A 17,898-nucleotide genomic window follows, 5' to 3' on the forward strand; every position below is an offset into this window, starting at 1 on the left:
AATAACCGCTCCTTGAAACCTTCATCACTTTGCACATCTTCTCCAATCGAAATTCAGAGCGATGATTTTCGATAAACTGGAACCTTAGTTCTTTTCTTTGCTGAAGATGTGCAGAGCCTTTTTAAAATTGCCATTTCTTCCTGAAGATCCACAAATACACGATCTTTCTCTTGATATTCACGTTCTTTCTCTTTTAACAACTGTTCTAACTGACGAACTTTCTCCGGACTTGCCAAAGACTCATTCTCAAACTCTCTGTACTTTGCAATCCATTGATGAATGGTTCCTGCAGGAATATTCATTTCCAGTGCCATCTCTGCAACTGTTTTTGTCTGCTCCTGAATGAATTTCACCGTCTGTTTTTTGAATTCCTCATTAAACCGTTGTCGTTGTTCCCTCATAAAAGGACACCTCTTTCTTTGTTAAGTAAATTATCCAGTTTCTCTTAACAGGTGTCCACTTTTTATTCTAGCTACAATTATCCCCTTAACTCAATCCATTATCCGCAAATTTCCTGGTAAAGAAAACTTTAGATGAAATAATTCCATCTAAATTATCTCCCGAACGTGCACTAGTCACATTAGCAGGAGAATTTCCTGTTATTCGTCATCCATAGCCATCAAGCTCACCTTCCGGGGCAATACTTTCGTACCGAACTAAGCTTTCCAATGCTCTAATACCAAGTGAGTGTTAACGGTCCTGGAATATAGATGCAAGTAGAAGCGGTGCCGTTCCTTTTCAAAGACGGCACCGTTTTAACAGAACCTCTCTCAACATTGAGAGAGGTTCTAAACCTAACTTAACCTAATTTTTTTGGATTAGGTCCATATTTATTATCGTCTACACTATCTTGACACAAAAACACAAGTACAATAATACCTCCAACTAGAGGGATCAGACTCAAAAAGTACCACCATCCACTTCTTCCCGTATCATGTAGCCTACGAACTACAACAGCTAGCGATGGTAATATTGAGGCTACGTAATATATTAGTGTTAATACTCCGTCTTGACCTGTAATGGTATCCACGATTAGAAGCATCATGGAGACTATGAAAGTAAAAAGGGCGAATAGCCAGTTTTCCTTTCGCCGCGCTCTCCCTTGAAAACCCACATAATTCTTTAATGCCTTTAAATACCAACTCATGCTGCTCCCCCTTAACTAACTTCACTTACGATAGGTACATTTATTACCTTAATCTATATCGGCAAGATCAATTCATAATATTTGGTTAAATTCAATATTATTGAATATTAAGAATAATAATGAATGCATTCGAAATGGATTCTAGCCAAATTAAACCTGTAAATAAAACAAATCTGGATACTATTGCATCCAGATTTGCTGTGGTCTTTGAGATCTAATAGACTCATTAATTATTCTTTAATGAGGAACTTGTGAGTCGAAATCATCTCGGCTAGATAAGTTCGCATGATAGAATACAACATCCCCATCTTGAAGTGTGAAGTTCTGTCCTTTCGGGTCGGTATACGTTCTATTGAATCCTTCCATCTGCCATTGATTCATGAGGGGAGCATGGATATATTGCAAATGCGGGTGGGTGACATCTCCATTCTGTAACGTCTCCATATCAAAGTTAACGACAATATAACCGTTCTTTAGGAATAGGGATGAATGATCGTCTAGCCCCTTCGTCCGAGCGTAATCCGCCACGTTCGTCCCCTTCTTCACCGCATATACATCCGCTGGTATGCTGTATTCCCCGTACCAGTGCTGAATCGAAGCATTCGCTCGTTCCGTATCTACCCCATTGGGTATATTTGCAGTAGGTCCAAAGAGGGTACGAATATTCGATGAAAGGGTAAGGGCGCTATACGATCCAACCCACGTTTTCTCCTTAGTCAACGTATTGATATATTTCTCAATATATTGACTACTGCTGCCTTCCTTCTGCGCTAACGCATCATGGTTGTACCGATAAGACGCTGTATTCATGAGTTCTTGCTGCGGAACATTCCGCAGTCGTTCGTTCAGGATGACATACCTCTTTACGGTATCTTGCGGTGATCCAATTTTAATCATCGTCTTCGAGCCACTATTATAGTAGAGATCCACGCTTTGGCGCGTCTTCCCGTCCTTACTTACGAAGTAAAAACTGGGTGTGATATCGATCCCATCTTGCAATCCGAACATATTTCCTTTTGTCTTCAGATCGAATTTAAAATGGTATCCCGTCTTCACACTGACATTCTTATATCCTTGTTGTGGATGACTCCCGGGAGCGATTGGAAGCAGGTATGGTGATAGATTTCCTCGCGGAGCTCCATCGATAGAATTTGTACCTACCCAATAAGAAACTCCACGTGGTGTGAAATCTCCCTTCTTCACACGGAAGACGGTCTCCCAGTGATAGTCTGCGATGTCCGTTACACGGAAGTCATAGATTCGTCCTATTACTTCGACCGATACTTCATCCGTAGCTACATGATGGATTAGATCTATGTTCGCGTCGGGCTGTGTCTCTAGCTGTGTTGGTGAATTCTCGGCAATCGTCCTGAAATAGACGGTATAATCTCCTTCATCTACCCATACAGGTAGGAAGAATGTCGTATCAAGCTGATTGATCGGAACATCTATCCACGTTTTTTTAGGAATAAACAACGTTTTGTTCATATTGTATACATCGAATGGAAAATAGACCTGCTTGGTCATTATGTATTTGCTATAATCTCGGTTGCCGTACCCTGGGTAATTCACGTGCTGTCCACTTGTGGGAATCCGAACGGTAAAAGGTCGATCTAATATGAATGCAGCACGATTGGGGTTAGGTGTCGTCTTCTGGTTATGTGCCCTATCATCTGTTACGGATGAATAATTTACGACCGGCGTGTGTACGGTTACTGTGTTAATACCATTGATTGCAAATTGTTGGTTTGATCCTCCATTAATATTGCCTGACATTAAATCATAATTAATGACTCCGCTGCTCGGTGTATCTTTTTTATTCACCTTGCTGCTACTAATCATATGATTGGGACTATACAAAACATTTTGACCAACCATTTGTGGTGCTGGAATTTGCCCTGGTGTTAGTCCGATTTCCTTCACTCGTGAATTGTTCAGAATCTTTTGTCCGTTAAACTCTAAATAATCATTTTCCACTTCTACTTTCTCTACTACTTTGTCTGCACTTGATTTCAGACTAGATTGATCATCTGGAACATTAGGTTTTGTTTTCCCTCCACTTAATGTTTGTCCGGGTGCTTGCACCTCATCAGGGGGTACTGGAGGATAATAATTACCATTGGTTGATGACGAATAATAAGGCGCTGTATAACCGTTTGGTTGAATGACGATACCCGAATTCGGGAGCGCATAATTCACTAGACTAGCCTGATCTATTTTGTAGACTTCTAAATTTTTAATTGTCCAATATGAGTATGGACGCTCTATTTTATACTGATAAGTTTTACTAACGGTATCACTTTGAGGATCGGGTATGGTTATTGGTTTTCCCTGTGCATCTATACTTGGTTGTCCTGGGTCCCACGTTAACGTGTATTCCTTATTCACTGAAACGGTAAAGGTACACTTTCCTGTCATTTGAACAAACTCATCTTGATATAGGTAGTTTCTCGCTAATACATTTCCATACAGGCTCTCGGATGTCGGTATACCTAGCAACACATCGAATTGCTCACTTCCACGAGAATCTGCTCGAATCCTTGCTGTAACTACGGGATCCATGTACTTTCCTGATATGGGTTGTCCGGGTGCGGGGATAGTGCATTCAGCATCAGGTGGTGGTGGAACATTAGTCTCATAATAGTAGTTGATATAATACACTGGAAAGCTTCCGTCATATGGATTGAGCGCCGGTGGATCTCCGGTAACGATACTACCACCTGAAGGGGTGGATACTGTACTTTTCTTATATCCCTTATATACGTAGTCTACTGTTCCTGACGTATGTGTGAAGGAGTAATTCGTACCTACGATTAAATCCTTCGTTTTATCTGTGAAACCAGCTACACCATTTAGGCTTTTACCTGTTGTGGATAAGTGTCGTATTTCAGCAGTACCACCTTCGGGTTCAAGCTCAATGGTATAGAAGATCGGAAAATAGTGCCTTAAACCGACAAGGGATGGATCTTTATCTGCTCCTGGCGTAAGTCTCTCTGGATTAGGAGCATTAAGTATTCCATTCACATCCACTTGGCCACTAACATTATCAGATCCTACACCAATCTCCTGCCCAGAAATTTTCCCAACAGTAAACGTGTTTTCTTGCACCATTTTATCTACAAAATTATGATAGTGTAGTTGCTTATACCGAGAGGTATAGAAAATATCTTGTGCATTCAATTGACCGTCACCATTTACATCTGTATTTACCTTAACCTGACGGTTTATCGTAGCATAAACAAATGGATCAACCTTCACACTTTTAATCTTTCTGTTTGGGAAATAAAACTCATAAATCCAAGTCGTATTTGAAGGACCCCCAGGATAGCCATCGCTCGTCCATTGCCCATTCGTCCGTTGCCATATATCGTGATATCCTAATCCCACAAAATAATGAATGTTTATATTATCTCCATCCGGATACGTAGGCAACGTTAGTCCTGCTGCATGAATAGAATCTGAATATGGTAGACTACCAATGAAAATGAGAATCGCTATGATTGTTATAAATATTCTCTTTTTGATCAATATTTACGACCTCATTCCCAGGGATTTTTCAGCAGAACAATAGAGGTCGTGTCAATTCTAAATCCAATATATTTCGCTTGGTTGATCTTAAAATTCTCAGCATTGTTATCTCCATACAGGCGATCCGCATATTCCATAACAGCATAACCATCTGTTTTGATTACCTTTTTCTTAGAATCTTCTTTCCAAGGGTATCTAAACTTAGGTCTAAATTCATCTGTAAGAAAATAAATGTTAGGAGATGTATCCGAATGTCTTATGGCAATATAGCTCTTTCCATCTTCCCGATATGTCCACATATCATAAATAATATTAGGTCCGACTTTCACTGGAAGTTGGTCGATAGACAGTATATGAATCTTAGTGTATGGAACTCTAATAGCACTACTCATTAGATACTCATCACCTGTATACAACGAAGCATATTTACTAATATCTTCACCCGCTCCTGCAATCTCCTCTTGTGTATAGAACTTCTCTTCCCCGATCCACACCATGTTCCCTTCTCCATCCCAGCGGACATTCTCACCTAAGTTTTCACTGATAAAACGAAGAGGCACAAAAGTTCGTCCATTCTTTGCAGTGGCTACAGAATCCAACGTAATGGTCTTGTCGTTTACCGCAGCCATGTTTGAACCTAACGTCAATTGAATAGAAATATCACCTTTCTCAAAAGAAACATTCTTCCCAGAGTAATCAACCTTTGCTCCCATCGCTTCACCTATCCCTCGAAAGGGAACTTGAATTCTACTTGCACTGTCCGAGTATGGATTACCACCTTGAAATTTAATCTTCTTCCCATCCATAAGCACGTTAATAACCGTATTTTTGGGAATGGTACTTTCCGCAGCATTTACTGGAATGACCACCGTACTAGCGAACATCACAACCATCGTTAGAGATAATAATATTTTTTTCATTCTTCTGTCCTCCTCATAATTTCCTCTCATCCCTCTTTGTTACAAGAACATTATCCAAGCCTCACATCCTTACATTTATTTCAGCTACGCTCACGTGAAAATAGATCAGCGCCGCTGCCTCCCAATCTGCACTAAACGAAAATCAAAGCCATTCTATCATACTTCTGAAATAAATTGGTATAATATTCCTAACAAGTAAATATATATTTACCTATCTTCCGATAATATTAGACAACAAAAAAGACGAATTTCCCTAAAGAGGAAATCCGCCTTGTGCTTCAAGGGGAACTATTGCGTTGCTAACGTTAATCTATTTTAATATACTTCAAACCTCGCATCTGGTCTATACACAAATGTATATATCTGCTAATGCTATATTTCTATATAATAACAATCTCAGCTCACCTGATTACTTAACCCTATTGGATCTTGTTGAACGACTTCAGGTGCCTTGAATGCTTTGCGGTAAAACACAGCAATAATAACTGAAATCGTGGTAAGTGCTGCTGCTAGAAGATATAAATTAACCATACCGAATGTGTCAGCGAACCAAGCTAATACCACCATGGAGCTCATAAAGGTTAGATTAACCACGACATCCCAAGCGGCAAAAACCTTCGGTAATTGAGTTGAATCTACGCTCTCTTGAATCAATGTATGTCGGATCACACCCGCTACTTGTACAGGAAATCCAGATAACGTAAGAAGGATCAAGGCAACTAACAGCTGTGTTGTGAAAGCGAATAGGACCGTCAACAAGACGTATACGGACAACCCTAGGAGCATGATTAGATAACTTCGCTTTTGCAACTTCTTCACTAAGGTTACTACAAATAATCCACCCACTATAGATCCTGCAAAAAAAGATCCATTCATAATCCCCCACCAGCTCTCATCACGATGGAGTACTTGTTGAATAAAGGCAAGAAGGAATACGCTAATCCAAGCTGTTCCTCCCAACGTGTCAAACACATCAATAATGGCGAGTGAACGTAAGCGACGATTACGCCCAAGAAGGATCCATCCCTCAGTAAGGTTGCTCCAGCGTGATTCTTTATGTAAAGAAGATTCGGCTACGATGGTCGAACCATCTGTTGGCACTTGTTTCATACTTTTTCTATGAATGCTACTCTTTCTACCATCTACAGTTGTATCACGGATAAAAGCTGTTAGTACCATAGCAATACCATAACAGACGGAAGCTATAGTTAGCGTAGGTATTGGACCTAGGATAGCCACGATCACTCCACTAAGCGCCCAACCACCACATCTAACAACCTGATCACTAACAGAGATTAAACCGTTTGCTCTCATTAACCCTTCTTCTGAAGCTAGTCTTGGCACGAGTGCATTTCGAGCTGGATTCGTCCACCCATCCAAGAATGACATTCCAAATACAATAAGGAATATAATCACATAGGACCGATTGGCTGGAACGAGCCATAGATAACATAACATGCTTGTGAACAGAATAAATTGTCCTACCTGTGAGACAAATAAAATACGCGTGAGCTTGTAACGTGAAATGACTAGGGGAGCCATTAACCCACTAAGTATTTTGGAAGACATGCGGAACAATGGAACGAAGCTTGTAAAGATGAGGGATTGCGTACTACCAAATACAAATGAGATCAATCCCATTAGATAGATAATATCAGCTGTATTCGATACCGTCTGTGTTCCCCATAATAAATAAAAAGATCGCTTAATCATAGAATCTTCCTCTCCTGATGTTCAATAATCTCCCGCTTACTTTATTGCTCTACCCCTCTAACGCGAAACATTCTATTTCTTCATAACATATTATCACTAATTCTATAAATTGGTATATAAAAATATCATTTTTTTCCTTTTTATATAGATTATTCGTAAATATTCGATGTCATGAGCATCATCACTTAATTCAGGCCTATTCTTTGGTATAATGGAGAATACTAGCGTGAATGTAACTAATATTGTGGAAATTAGGTGTAGCTATATGCATAATAAGAGCATTATTTTTTTCGATATTGACGGTACCCTTCTGGATCATAACAAGGAACTCCCCAAGACTGCGGAACAAGCCATCTTCTCCCTGAAGGAACAAGGACATGAAGTAGCTATCGCTACCGGACGAGCACCCTTTATGTTCGAAGATCTTCGTAAACAACTCGATATTGATACCTATGTTAGCTTTAATGGTCAGTACGTAGTTCTACGAGGAGAAGCCATCTATAGCAACCCGATGAACAGTGAGAGTTTGAGTGATCTGACTCAAGTAGCCCTATCCAATGAACACGCAATCGTCTATATGGACCATGAGAATATGCGAGCTAACGTTCCTGACGATGAATATGTGGCGAAGACCATCAACACGTTTAAAAGCCAAATCGTCCCTATTCACGATCCCTTGTATTACAAAGGTAGAGATATCTACCAGTCGCTATTGATGTGTCGACCAGAGGAAGAATCCTTCTATGAGAATGTATTCCATGCCTTTGATTTCGTACGTTGGCATCTGAATGCTGTGGATGTTGTTCCAGCAGGAGGCTCCAAAGCTAAGGGAATCCGTCATATTACCGACAAGCTTGGTATTGCTCCTGAATACCAATATGCTTTCGGAGATGCATTAAATGATATCGAAATGTTATCTATGATTCCAAATAGCGTAGCGATGGGAAATGCGATCCCTGAAGCTAAGAATGCTGCGAAATACGTGACCAAGGCCGTCGATGAAGATGGCATATTACATGCCTTGCAAATGCTGGGACTATTAAGTTAGGCAAACAAATAGGCTACCTAATCTATCTCTTGGACAGATTAGGTAGCCTTTCTTTTATGAAAGTATGCTGTTCCATACACACGACTGTTTCCACTCATAGCATCTTTTTTAAACTTCACACCGTAACCTTGCGTTTACTTAAGTAGATAATAAACTAATATTTAAGGAGATATAGCATGAAAAGTTGGAAGTTCGAAACAATCATCAAAATGATTAACTTTCTTAGCATGATTTTTTTCATAGCTTTCCCAAGTCGGTTATCCTTTTTAATCGCAGTTGTAATGATTGTTATAACCCCATGTTATGACATTTACCAAAAACCAACGAAAACAAAAATTATCATATACAGCGTCGTACTTCTCTTATTCTTGTATTATTTATTCTTCCTTCACCCTTTTTCACTAATGAACTAGACACTCTCGTAGACCTTGATCCAAACTACCTAATTAATTTCCTTTCCGAATTGCTTCTATATGTTTCTTCGCAAATTCTTCAGGAGTCACGACCTTACCGAATAATGCCTGAATCATATCCAAATGTACTTGTGCCGCGTTCGGCTTCATTTGAACATCCGTATATAGTGTAATGCTACTAGCACTATTCAATTCATTAAATAGATCTTTATATAATGCGGGTAAGGACCCTTTGGTTGTATCCACCTTCGTTGCTGGAATAATGCCTGCACTTGAGACGGATTGCTCTCCCCACTTGGAGACAAAATATTCTACGAAAGCTTTAGCTTCGTCTTTCACCTTCGAATTCTCAGCTACGAATAGTCCTACTCCTGGACCTCCTACCCAGCTGTTAATATCCCCTTTTCCCCCTTCTACAGTAGGGAATTTAAAGAATCCAATGTTATCTTTGAAATTCTGCGGAGTATCAGGACTTGTCGTATAGTTAGGTAATTCCCAGGATCCCATTAAATACATAGCCGCTTTATTATTCATGAACTCCGACTTAGCTTCATCATGAGATAGTCCGTTAAATCCTTTATTAAAAGCATTCATGTCCACTAACATCTGAATCTCCGCAGCTGCTTGTATGAGACCTGGATCATCAAACGAACCCGAACCATTAATAGCATTCTTCAACGTCTCATTACCAGCAATTCGATCAGCTAGATACATATACCACAATGAGCCTGTCCAGCGATCCTTGTTACCCAACGCGATGGGTGCGACACCACGATCTGCTAACATTTTTACAACTTGTTTGAATTCATCATATGTTGTAGGGACTTGAAGGTTATATTTTGCAAAAATAGCTTTGTTATAGTAGATCGGCGATATACTCAACTCAATGGGAAGAGCATACGTCTTATTGTCTACGGCATACGCCTCCGTTGTACCTGCAACGAATTTATCCTTCAGTTGTTCCCCACCTAGAATATCGTCTAAGTTTGCAAACAACCCTCCCTTTACATAAGGTTCCATAAACCCTGCGGCCCAAGTAATACCCACATCCGGTAACTCATTGGACGCGGATAATACTTTTAATTTATTCTTATATGGTTCATTCTCCAGAACTTCTTGCTTAATGGTCACGTTAGGATGATCTGTCTGGTATAGGCCAATGATCTCATTCACTAACTTATTCTGTTGAGCAGAATTTGCCGCCGACCATAAATGCATCATTTTCAATGTAATCTTCTGGTCATTACTATCTGTTGGTGTTGCTGTGCTATTTCCTTCTTTCAATGTGTTACCAATCGACCCATCACATCCAGCTAATACAACCATCATCACAAGTATGATCATCCAACCTGAAGTGATTCTCTTTCTATACATCCGTTCGTCCCCTCTTCCCTTATCGCATCGCAAATATAATCACTATGATAGCGCTTACCCTATGTATACTTAAGAGAATACCACTGGTATCATCTCCTGTCATGTCATTTGAATTTTTTGTCACCTCATAAGTAGCTTATATTTCAAAAAAAAGATCCCCCACCTGAATAATCAAGATGAGGAGATGAGGAGGATCTTTAACAAGTTTTAGTGTTTGTGTCTGTTTTGACGTTTGCAACATTTTTCTATCCGGCATACCTTTTTATTGATTCGATTCAACTTTGAATTCATTCCTTTAAGACTATGAACGAGTGTGATTAAGCCCTCCGATAATTTCTTATCTTTCACTTCCATGAAATGGTTACGGCTTTCTCTAGAATGTTTTTTAAATTTACGATTTTCCTTTTCAAACCCAGAATGCTTTTCTTTGAAATCAGAATCACTCATTTAAAAGACCTCCATCACTAATTAATTGATACGTTGTATTTAATGCCAACATCAATTAATTGGTGTGGACGAATATCAAGCCACTTATAACATCTGTTTTAACTCATGCTTATATTCTTTGATCTTCTGGCTGGAGGGAAGCATGATATGCTGTCGGTTATACCGCTTGCTCTGCTTAAGTGCCCTAATTATAGGATAAGGAACAAGCAATAACGTATACAATACATGTAGGTCTTCTTTACTTAAAGGGCGATATTTATCATAGTATTGTATCCAACGCAACATATCCTTTCCCTTCCAAGCCACATTTCGATGTAAAATATGAGCAAAGTCCTCCATACGCACATGTAACGATGTATTATCGAAATCAATCATATGCATCTTTTTCGTTGTGTCTAACATCAGATTCGGATAATTGTAATCGCCATGTATAAAAGCCATCGCCTCTTGTTCCCGTTCGATCCCTTGAATAACACTTGGATTATCAACATGATCCAATGCTTCTTCGCAAATCGACATCATATGTTTCAGCTTGGGATAATCTACAAGGTAATTACAATCAGATTTAATATGCTTCTTCAACTGAGTGTATCTAATCCGATTAGCTGGAATATGTGGGGCGTTGAATCCCTGGGCAATGGAATGAAATGTTGCCAGTCTTCGAATACCTTTCTTGAAATGTTCCTTTTTTGTAAATTGCGGATGTTCCCCTTTCACCCAATTCGTAAGCATGTAATACACACCATTGATTACAAGACAATAAGAATGGTCAACCGTTAATAGCACCTTAGGGCCATAGTTGAAATCCCTTTGGAGTAAGTGTGTGAAGACCTGTGTAATGAATTGCATCTCTTCTTCTAGGATCTCATAACTCTTCAAACATAGAAGACCATGACTTCGTGTTGCTATTTTGTATACATCGCGAATTCTAGCCATTTTTAAAATATGAATACCATAATGCTTCTCGAGTTCAGATCTTAGACCCATCCTTGATCACCCGTCTTACATCAAATTTTGATTATCCGAATCCTTGAAAGGTAATGGCTACCTCTTAGCCCATTCATCAAGATGATTTATGGCATTCAAGCGGTCACTCCATGTTTCATCAAGTATGTCAAGTTCATGGTAGCTTCTACCTGTAGCCGTCTTACGCGCCACATTCCATGCTTCCCGTGGGAACCTAAACAGAGCACTAATTAGTAGACGTTCAGATGACTTTAGTGGTCTAATCGCTTCATAGCCCTGCAAGAAACCGTCTATTAGTGTTGGTTTGAAAGCTGTTGTGTTGGCAAGTGTCTTCGCAACTTCATAGTACATAGACTCCGTTCTCAGACAATCCCAATCAATAAGAAACAATCCCCTGTGATGAATCACGATATTAGGAATGGTAACGTCACCATGGACCAAGGTGGGATGTCTCTTTTCTCTTGCAAGAAGGCGTTTTACTTTAGCATCTTGAAGAATTCCCCATGCTTCATTCGACAATTGGACACAACGCTCACCATGTTTCTCGAGCCATCGACTCGATTCGTTATTCTTATTGCGAATGTAATTCAAATGCTGTTGAAAAAGATGACTTTGAGCTTTGAATGTTTTTATTCTCTGCTGCGTATAGAGCGGTGTTGGAGTACGATGAATTCTGCGGAGTTTGTGGAGATGACCAAGCGCTTTTCCCAGCGATACATAGTCCTCAGGTTCACGATTAAGGGCTCGGCCCGTAACCCATTCAGTCATATAATAGGGTCTTCCATGCCAACCAACCAAGAACTTGCCTGATCCCGTTTTTAACCACTGTGGAGCATAAGGATAATGTGATTCCTTTAACTTTCGAACATACGAGAAGAATTCTTTTTTCGGTAAATCCTTACCCATACTTCTGGTATTTAGTGCTTTCACGAGGAATTTACCTTTGTTTGTTGTGGCACAATACACGGCATTTTTTTTGTATAGAGAATCATGCGTTTTAATACGTATAAGGTCCAATCCATATTGCTTCGTGATGGCCCTAAACTTACTCTTCTGGTATCGATTCGGCACGTCATGCTCCCCCGTCTCGGTTCAATAATGAAACTTATTGGCAGTTTATTCTCGAACCTCGTGTGAAGTGTCTAATTTATATGAATAATTAATTCATTTGCCATTTAATAAGCCGTGTCGTCCAACACCAACAATGTTTAATACTTTCTCAACCATAAAATCCAACGCAAAAAAGACACCTGCTGTTTACTAGGCCACCGAAGAAGTCCCTACTAATTTGAGACCTATGCATCTAAGGAGTCCGTTGTAGCTACGAGGAATATTTGAACTTCCGGCCGCTGTTAGCGGATGAAATCCGGAGACAAAGGCGGTCACTATCGCTCCTACAGTTTCAAATCCCCCCTTCGCTACGCTCCTCTAATGTTATTTAATTTTATAAAGGCATCTTTTAGAAGGCGCCTCCTAAAAATAGCGAATTAAAACACCGACACGGGTATGATCTGGCATCTTCTTCAGTTCTCATAGGCTTGGAAATGCAAGGGGCGATGGCTATATTCGCAGTCAATCTCAAAAGAATATACGCTATTAAAGTAAAAATCATGAGAATATACATAAATAAAGGCGAATTCTTACTCGAAATGGAGTGAGAATTCGCCTTTATCTATTTATCCACTTTTACAGATTCAGGTTTTTCTGTGGCCTCGCCGCTTACAGCAAGTGCCTTTCAAATTGTAATTCATAGTAACCTATTTACTTTCCACTAGAGATTTCATCTTCAATCGCAGCTACTAATTCTTCATAAGAGGAACTAGGGAGAAGCTTACCGTTCACCATAAATTTAGGCGTTCCATTTACACCTAACGATGCGCTGATTTTATAATCTTCTTTGGCAGCTAGAGCATCTGTATGATTCTGTAGATCCTTCTTGAATAGATCATAATCGATGCCTGTGATATTGTCCTTTACAAATTGAAGCAGGAATTTCTCCGTTGCCCAGATTTGAGTCTCATCCTTTTGGTTCTGGAACAACAATTTCTTATACTGCCAGAATGCATCGTTATTCTGTTTGCCAATACTTTCTCCTGCAGTAGCCGCTAGAATAGAATCCCGGTCAAGGAAGGCGAAGTTCATGAAGTAGAGATCTATTTTGTTCGTATCCACGAATTCTGCCTTTAGCTTCTCGAAATAGGTTGCGTCCCATTCTTTACAAGCAGGACATTTGAAATCAGCAAATTCTATGACTTGGATTCCTGTATCTCCTTTGCCCAAATGTGGTTGCTTACTGTAGTCAATACCATCCAGATTCATCTCTCCACGGATTTCCGTAAAGTTAGGCATATCTTCCAGTGCTGAGGAATTCTGAGATTTGTTAAGTATACCAATCAGGGCTACTAAGGCAATAAACACAACAACTCCGATGATTATGATATATTTAGACTTCGATTTGGACTTCGGTTTATATCGAGATTTGGATTTAAAGTTCGTTTTCTTCATATTATCCCCTCTTTCATTTTGGTATTTGAACTTACAACTATCATCTAATTTCTAATCAGAGTCCCCCCATTCCTAATGAATTCTACGAAGCTCTCTGTATCCTTCTGAAGTCATGCATTTCATATAATAGGATAGGATTATATCAGACAAGTCGCCTTCCCTTCAGTATAAATAGTCACAATTGGAAATAACTAAACAAAAAAGACATTCAAACCCTTTAATAAAGGTTCAAATGTCTCATGTAGGATCCTATGATATTTATTTCTCAAACGGATATTTCAAGCCCCATTGTCCGCGGACCTGATCAAGTAGTTTCATAATGTTACGAGATTCATCCAGTGTAATAGTTGGACTCTCTGTAAGACCTTCAAGTAGGCATCTGCCCACTTCCTCTGCTTCAAAAGCATACCCTGTACATTCACGATCATCCGTGAACTTCTCCACTTCTTCTCCACCCACATACAGTGTGGCTGATTGTGCGTTCAAAAAGTGTGGAATGTGGATATATCCTTCTGTTCCATGGATAAAGGCATCATTCGGGAGGTCCAAGCGAACTGCTCCATTCAACATCGCTCTTTGTCCAGATTCATAGGATAATAACATGGAGAACTCTTCGTCTACACCTGTCTCTCCGATATGCGCAAAGCTAGATACCGTCTTAGGTTCAGCTCCAAATATCATAGAAGCGAAAGAGACAGGATAGATGCCTGCGTCGAGCAGTGCTCCTCCACCTAGAGCCGGATTAAGTAGTCTAGACTCTGGCTCCCATCCCGTACGGAACCCAAACTCAGCATTCACTAGCCTTACGTCCCCAATGCGTTGTTCCTTTAACCACTCTCTCACTTTGACGATTGGAGGTAAGAAGCGTGTCCACATGGCCTCCATTAGGAATACCTTGTGTTCCTTCGCATAACTTACGATCTCTTCTAACTCACCACTATTAACTGTAAAAGGCTTCTCACATAGAACGGCTTTACCCGCCCGTAGACATTGCATGACATTCTCTCTGTGAAAAGGATGTGGCGTAGCCACGTATATCACATCTACCTCTGGATCATGAACTAATTCATCATAACTTCCATAAACCCGTGGGATACTGTATCGTTCAGCAAAAGTATTAGCGCTTTCAACGGTTCGCGACCCAACAGCTAAACATTCACCATTACTTACATGAGCTAGATCTTTAGCGAACTGATCAGCGATCCAACCTGTACCTAAGATGCCCCATTTAACCTTTTGACTGTTTGCTTCTACCATGATGTTCCTCCTTGGGTTCTAGTAATATAGCTTTAGTGCATTCTATCTATCATAACGTAATGACTACATTCTACCAAATGGAGGAAGCCAAAAGAAGCCCCCTAGTATAGGTGGCTTCTCCTCTGTTTTAGACTATTTTAGAACTTCACTAAGCTATCTACTCGAACAGGAAGTCCGGTACGGATCGCTTGGTTAGCGGCAATTCCAGTTAAGATCGACCTCGCACCATCCATATGATTGGCAGCACGATTGAACTTATCTGGCTCTGGATTCCCGAAAATATCATTAAGTAATACCGGATCTCCCCCTCCGTGTCCACCTTCCTTCTCTTCTACTTCAACGTCAAAAGGTTCATCGAACATCGGAAATACGCGGATTGACTTACCTTGCAAAGCACCCTCTAATGCTTTATCTCCACCGGAGTTTACATAAGATTTCTCAACGACATTTACCTCCATGCGCCCTTTGCTCCCATTAAAAACAATCCGGTATCCTTCCCAAGGCTGATAAGCAACAAGTGAATAGGTCAGAATCGCCTTATTCTTATAACGAACTAACACACCCATTGTATCCTCAATACTAATCCCATCCCCGAACACACTTTGGTCACGACGATATCCATCTTCATGTTCTGCATCCAAATACATGGCCTTTAAATGTTCATTATCATCTAGTTGAAGAGCAAATGGATCATCCTTAGCTATCTCATTACCCGTAGCTCGTTCATAGAACTTCGTTACGCCACGTTTCTCAGCATTTTCTTTACCGTAGAACATCAAATCTCCGAAGGCAAACACCGTCTCAGGTTGAGATCCGATCCAGAAATTCACAAGATCGAAATGATGCGTTGACTTGTGAACAAGTAATCCTCCACTATTACGTTTATCGCGATGCCAGCGACGGAAATAATCTGCTCCATGTTGCGTATTAAGCAACCACTCGAAATGCACAGAATGAATATTTCCAATCACATCATCCATAATTAATTCCTTCAGCTTCGTATGATGTGGCGCATAACGATAGTTAAATGTTACTCGCACATTCCGTCCTGTCTCTTTGACCGTGTCTAGAATCTCCTGGCACTTCTCTTCATCAACGGTCATAGGTTTCTCCGTTACCACATCACAACCAAGCTCCATTGCCCGAATAATATAGGTGTGATGAGTACGATCTACGCTAGTTACAATAACTTCATCGGGTTGCTCTGTATGAATCATCAGAACGAACTGATCTGCAGTATACGTGTGAACCTCAGGATAATCATACTTCTCCTTCAACAATCGATTCGCATAGTCCATACGAGTCTGATTCGTATCGCAAAAGGCGACCAACTCTGAAGTCTCATGATAATGTTGTGCTAATGCAGCATAGAAGAATTCCGCTCTTCCTCCAGTACCTACCAATACATACCGTTTCTTGTGACTCAATGTAACCGCCTCCTCTTTGTATTACATCAAGAATAGCGCAATCAAGCACGGTTTACTCCTCAAAATATGACTAATATTTCTAATACCCCGCAATTCTTGCTATAATTTAATTAGAGGTGATTGTATTGAACCTGCCTTACCATTTAACGTTCCGTGACCCCAATCAAGCGATAGAAATTGAATACGATCGTAGAGTCGGACACTTTACCATGCATGATGATCATATCCATGATCATTATGAGCTCTATTACTTAATATCAGGAGAACGATTCTATTTCATTAAAGATCGAAGCTATCGTATTGTAGCTGGAGATCTCGTATTTATCGACCGCCATGCTGTTCACAAAACATCTGATGTGGGCATTCCTGATCATGAACGCATCGTCATTTATTTGCATCGCAGCGTTCTAGAACAGCTATATCCCGAATGGATTCATATTCTAGATGAACCCTTTAAGTGGGATATTCCCGTTCTCCGACTCCCCCTATACGAGAGTCGTTATGTAACAGATACCATTGAAAAGATGAAGCGCGAGTTAACTCAGTTACAACCCAGCAGCTCTCTCTTATTTCGGCATCAAATGGTTGAATTACTACTTCATGCTCATCGACAGAGTCAGCATAATAAGTACCTCACACATGAGAATGAGACTCCCATTCGCCGCAAAATAGCGGACATTGCTCGATATCTGAATGATCATCTAGCGGATCCACTATCCTTATCTGATGTTGCACAACATTTCTACATCAGCCCATTTTATCTGAGCCGTATCTTTAAAGAAACCACCGGATTCACCTATAGCAGCTACATAAACTTAACCCGAATAACAGAAGCTCAGAGACTTCTCCGAGAGTCAACATTACCCATTTCTGAAATCGCTATGCAATGTGGCTTCGATAACTTCTCGCATTTCGGCAAAACCTTTAAGAAGGTGTCTCATGTGTCACCAAGGGAGTATCGGAAGGGGAGGACGTGAGTGTGGCCCTCAGCAATTTAAAGACCTAACATCTGAATCTGAATCTGCATCTCAGATCTCGACGATCAAGTCAAACACTCCGCAAACTCAGGCTGCAATGTACAGGCTCTTTTAAATACATTTCATGAAATAAGGCTTGGACGCGTTGTGTTTCCTTACATTCACGTAAAAAAGCA

14 protein-coding genes and 1 pseudogene are annotated in these 17,898 nt (G+C 40.2%); 3 read left to right on the plus strand and 12 right to left on the minus strand.

The genetic code is table 11. From position 1 onward, the window contains the following. Positions 1 to 53: 53 nt before the first annotated feature. From AC1D7X_RS10025 to AC1D7X_RS10045, 5 genes are all read right to left on the minus strand, one after another. Positions 54 to 401, minus strand: a complete 348-nt coding sequence (locus AC1D7X_RS10025; RefSeq protein WP_495475133.1) for a transposase — start codon at positions 399 to 401, stop codon at positions 54 to 56. A 398-nt stretch (positions 402 to 799) separates the two neighbouring features. Next, positions 800 to 1,147, minus strand: a complete 348-nt coding sequence (locus AC1D7X_RS10030) for a DUF805 domain-containing protein (protein ID WP_495475134.1) — start codon at positions 1,145 to 1,147, stop codon at positions 800 to 802. 237 nt (positions 1,148 to 1,384) lie between these two features. Then, the gene (locus tag AC1D7X_RS10035) at positions 1,385 to 4,675 is read right to left on the minus strand and encodes a DUF5704 domain-containing protein (RefSeq protein ID WP_495475135.1); all 3,291 of its coding nucleotides are present in this window, start codon (positions 4,673 to 4,675) and stop codon (positions 1,385 to 1,387) included. An 11-nt stretch (positions 4,676 to 4,686) separates the two neighbouring features. After that, complete coding sequence (locus tag AC1D7X_RS10040; protein ID WP_495475136.1) at positions 4,687 to 5,595, minus strand: copper amine oxidase N-terminal domain-containing protein; 909 nt, start codon at positions 5,593 to 5,595, stop codon at positions 4,687 to 4,689. A gap of 396 nt (positions 5,596 to 5,991) precedes the next feature. Further along, positions 5,992 to 7,308 (minus strand): MFS transporter, encoded by a 1,317-nt coding sequence (locus AC1D7X_RS10045; RefSeq protein ID WP_495475137.1) that lies wholly within the window; start codon positions 7,306 to 7,308, stop codon positions 5,992 to 5,994. Between the two features lie 265 nt (positions 7,309 to 7,573). On the opposite strand from AC1D7X_RS10045, the gene AC1D7X_RS10050 reads away from it, so the two are divergent. Then, the gene (locus tag AC1D7X_RS10050; protein ID WP_495456915.1) at positions 7,574 to 8,356 is read left to right on the plus strand and encodes a Cof-type HAD-IIB family hydrolase; all 783 of its coding nucleotides are present in this window, start codon (positions 7,574 to 7,576) and stop codon (positions 8,354 to 8,356) included. A gap of 446 nt (positions 8,357 to 8,802) precedes the next feature. On the opposite strand, the gene AC1D7X_RS10055 is transcribed toward AC1D7X_RS10050, so the two are convergent. The 4 genes from AC1D7X_RS10055 to AC1D7X_RS10070 form a co-directional block, all read right to left on the minus strand. Further along, positions 8,803 to 10,143: an extracellular solute-binding protein gene (locus AC1D7X_RS10055; RefSeq protein ID WP_495456916.1), complete on the minus strand. Its 1,341-nt coding sequence runs from the start codon at positions 10,141 to 10,143 to the stop codon at positions 8,803 to 8,805. 207 nt (positions 10,144 to 10,350) lie between these two features. Beyond that, a complete protein-coding gene (locus tag AC1D7X_RS10060) occupies positions 10,351 to 10,590 on the minus strand; it encodes a hypothetical protein (protein ID WP_495456917.1) in 240 nt (79 codons plus the stop codon). Between the two features lie 84 nt (positions 10,591 to 10,674). Continuing rightward, on the minus strand, positions 10,675 to 11,577 hold the full coding sequence (locus AC1D7X_RS10065) for a phosphotransferase (RefSeq protein WP_495456918.1): 903 nt from the start codon (positions 11,575 to 11,577) through the stop codon (positions 10,675 to 10,677). A 57-nt stretch (positions 11,578 to 11,634) separates the two neighbouring features. Next, positions 11,635 to 12,627 carry a phosphotransferase gene (locus AC1D7X_RS10070; RefSeq protein WP_495456919.1) on the minus strand — a complete coding sequence of 331 codons (993 nt, stop codon included), beginning with the start codon at positions 12,625 to 12,627 and terminating at the stop codon, positions 11,635 to 11,637. Between the two features lie 392 nt (positions 12,628 to 13,019). Here AC1D7X_RS10070 and AC1D7X_RS10075 point away from each other — a divergent pair. Next, positions 13,020 to 13,214: pseudogene (locus AC1D7X_RS10075) on the plus strand (hypothetical protein); the annotation flags it as partial. Positions 13,215 to 13,317: 103 nt separating this feature from the next. Here the strand turns inward: AC1D7X_RS10075 and AC1D7X_RS10080 are convergent. The 3 genes from AC1D7X_RS10080 to AC1D7X_RS10090 all read right to left on the minus strand — a co-directional run bounded on the left by AC1D7X_RS10080 (position 13,318) and on the right by AC1D7X_RS10090 (position 16,745). Continuing rightward, entirely contained in the window at positions 13,318 to 14,061 is a 744-nt protein-coding gene (locus AC1D7X_RS10080) for a DsbA family protein (protein WP_495475138.1), read from the minus strand. A 258-nt stretch (positions 14,062 to 14,319) separates the two neighbouring features. Then, positions 14,320 to 15,318: a Gfo/Idh/MocA family protein gene (locus AC1D7X_RS10085; RefSeq protein WP_495475139.1), complete on the minus strand. Its 999-nt coding sequence runs from the start codon at positions 15,316 to 15,318 to the stop codon at positions 14,320 to 14,322. Between the two features lie 137 nt (positions 15,319 to 15,455). Next, on the minus strand, positions 15,456 to 16,745 hold the full coding sequence (locus AC1D7X_RS10090; protein WP_495475140.1) for a Gfo/Idh/MocA family protein: 1,290 nt from the start codon (positions 16,743 to 16,745) through the stop codon (positions 15,456 to 15,458). Positions 16,746 to 16,870: 125 nt separating this feature from the next. Here AC1D7X_RS10090 and AC1D7X_RS10095 point away from each other — a divergent pair, with 125 nt between their 5' ends. Then, positions 16,871 to 17,722, plus strand: a complete 852-nt coding sequence (locus AC1D7X_RS10095) for a helix-turn-helix transcriptional regulator (protein WP_495456923.1) — start codon at positions 16,871 to 16,873, stop codon at positions 17,720 to 17,722. The last annotated feature ends 176 nt before the right edge of the window (positions 17,723 to 17,898 follow it).

This window comes from Paenibacillus sp. Y568 (assembly GCF_059445545.1).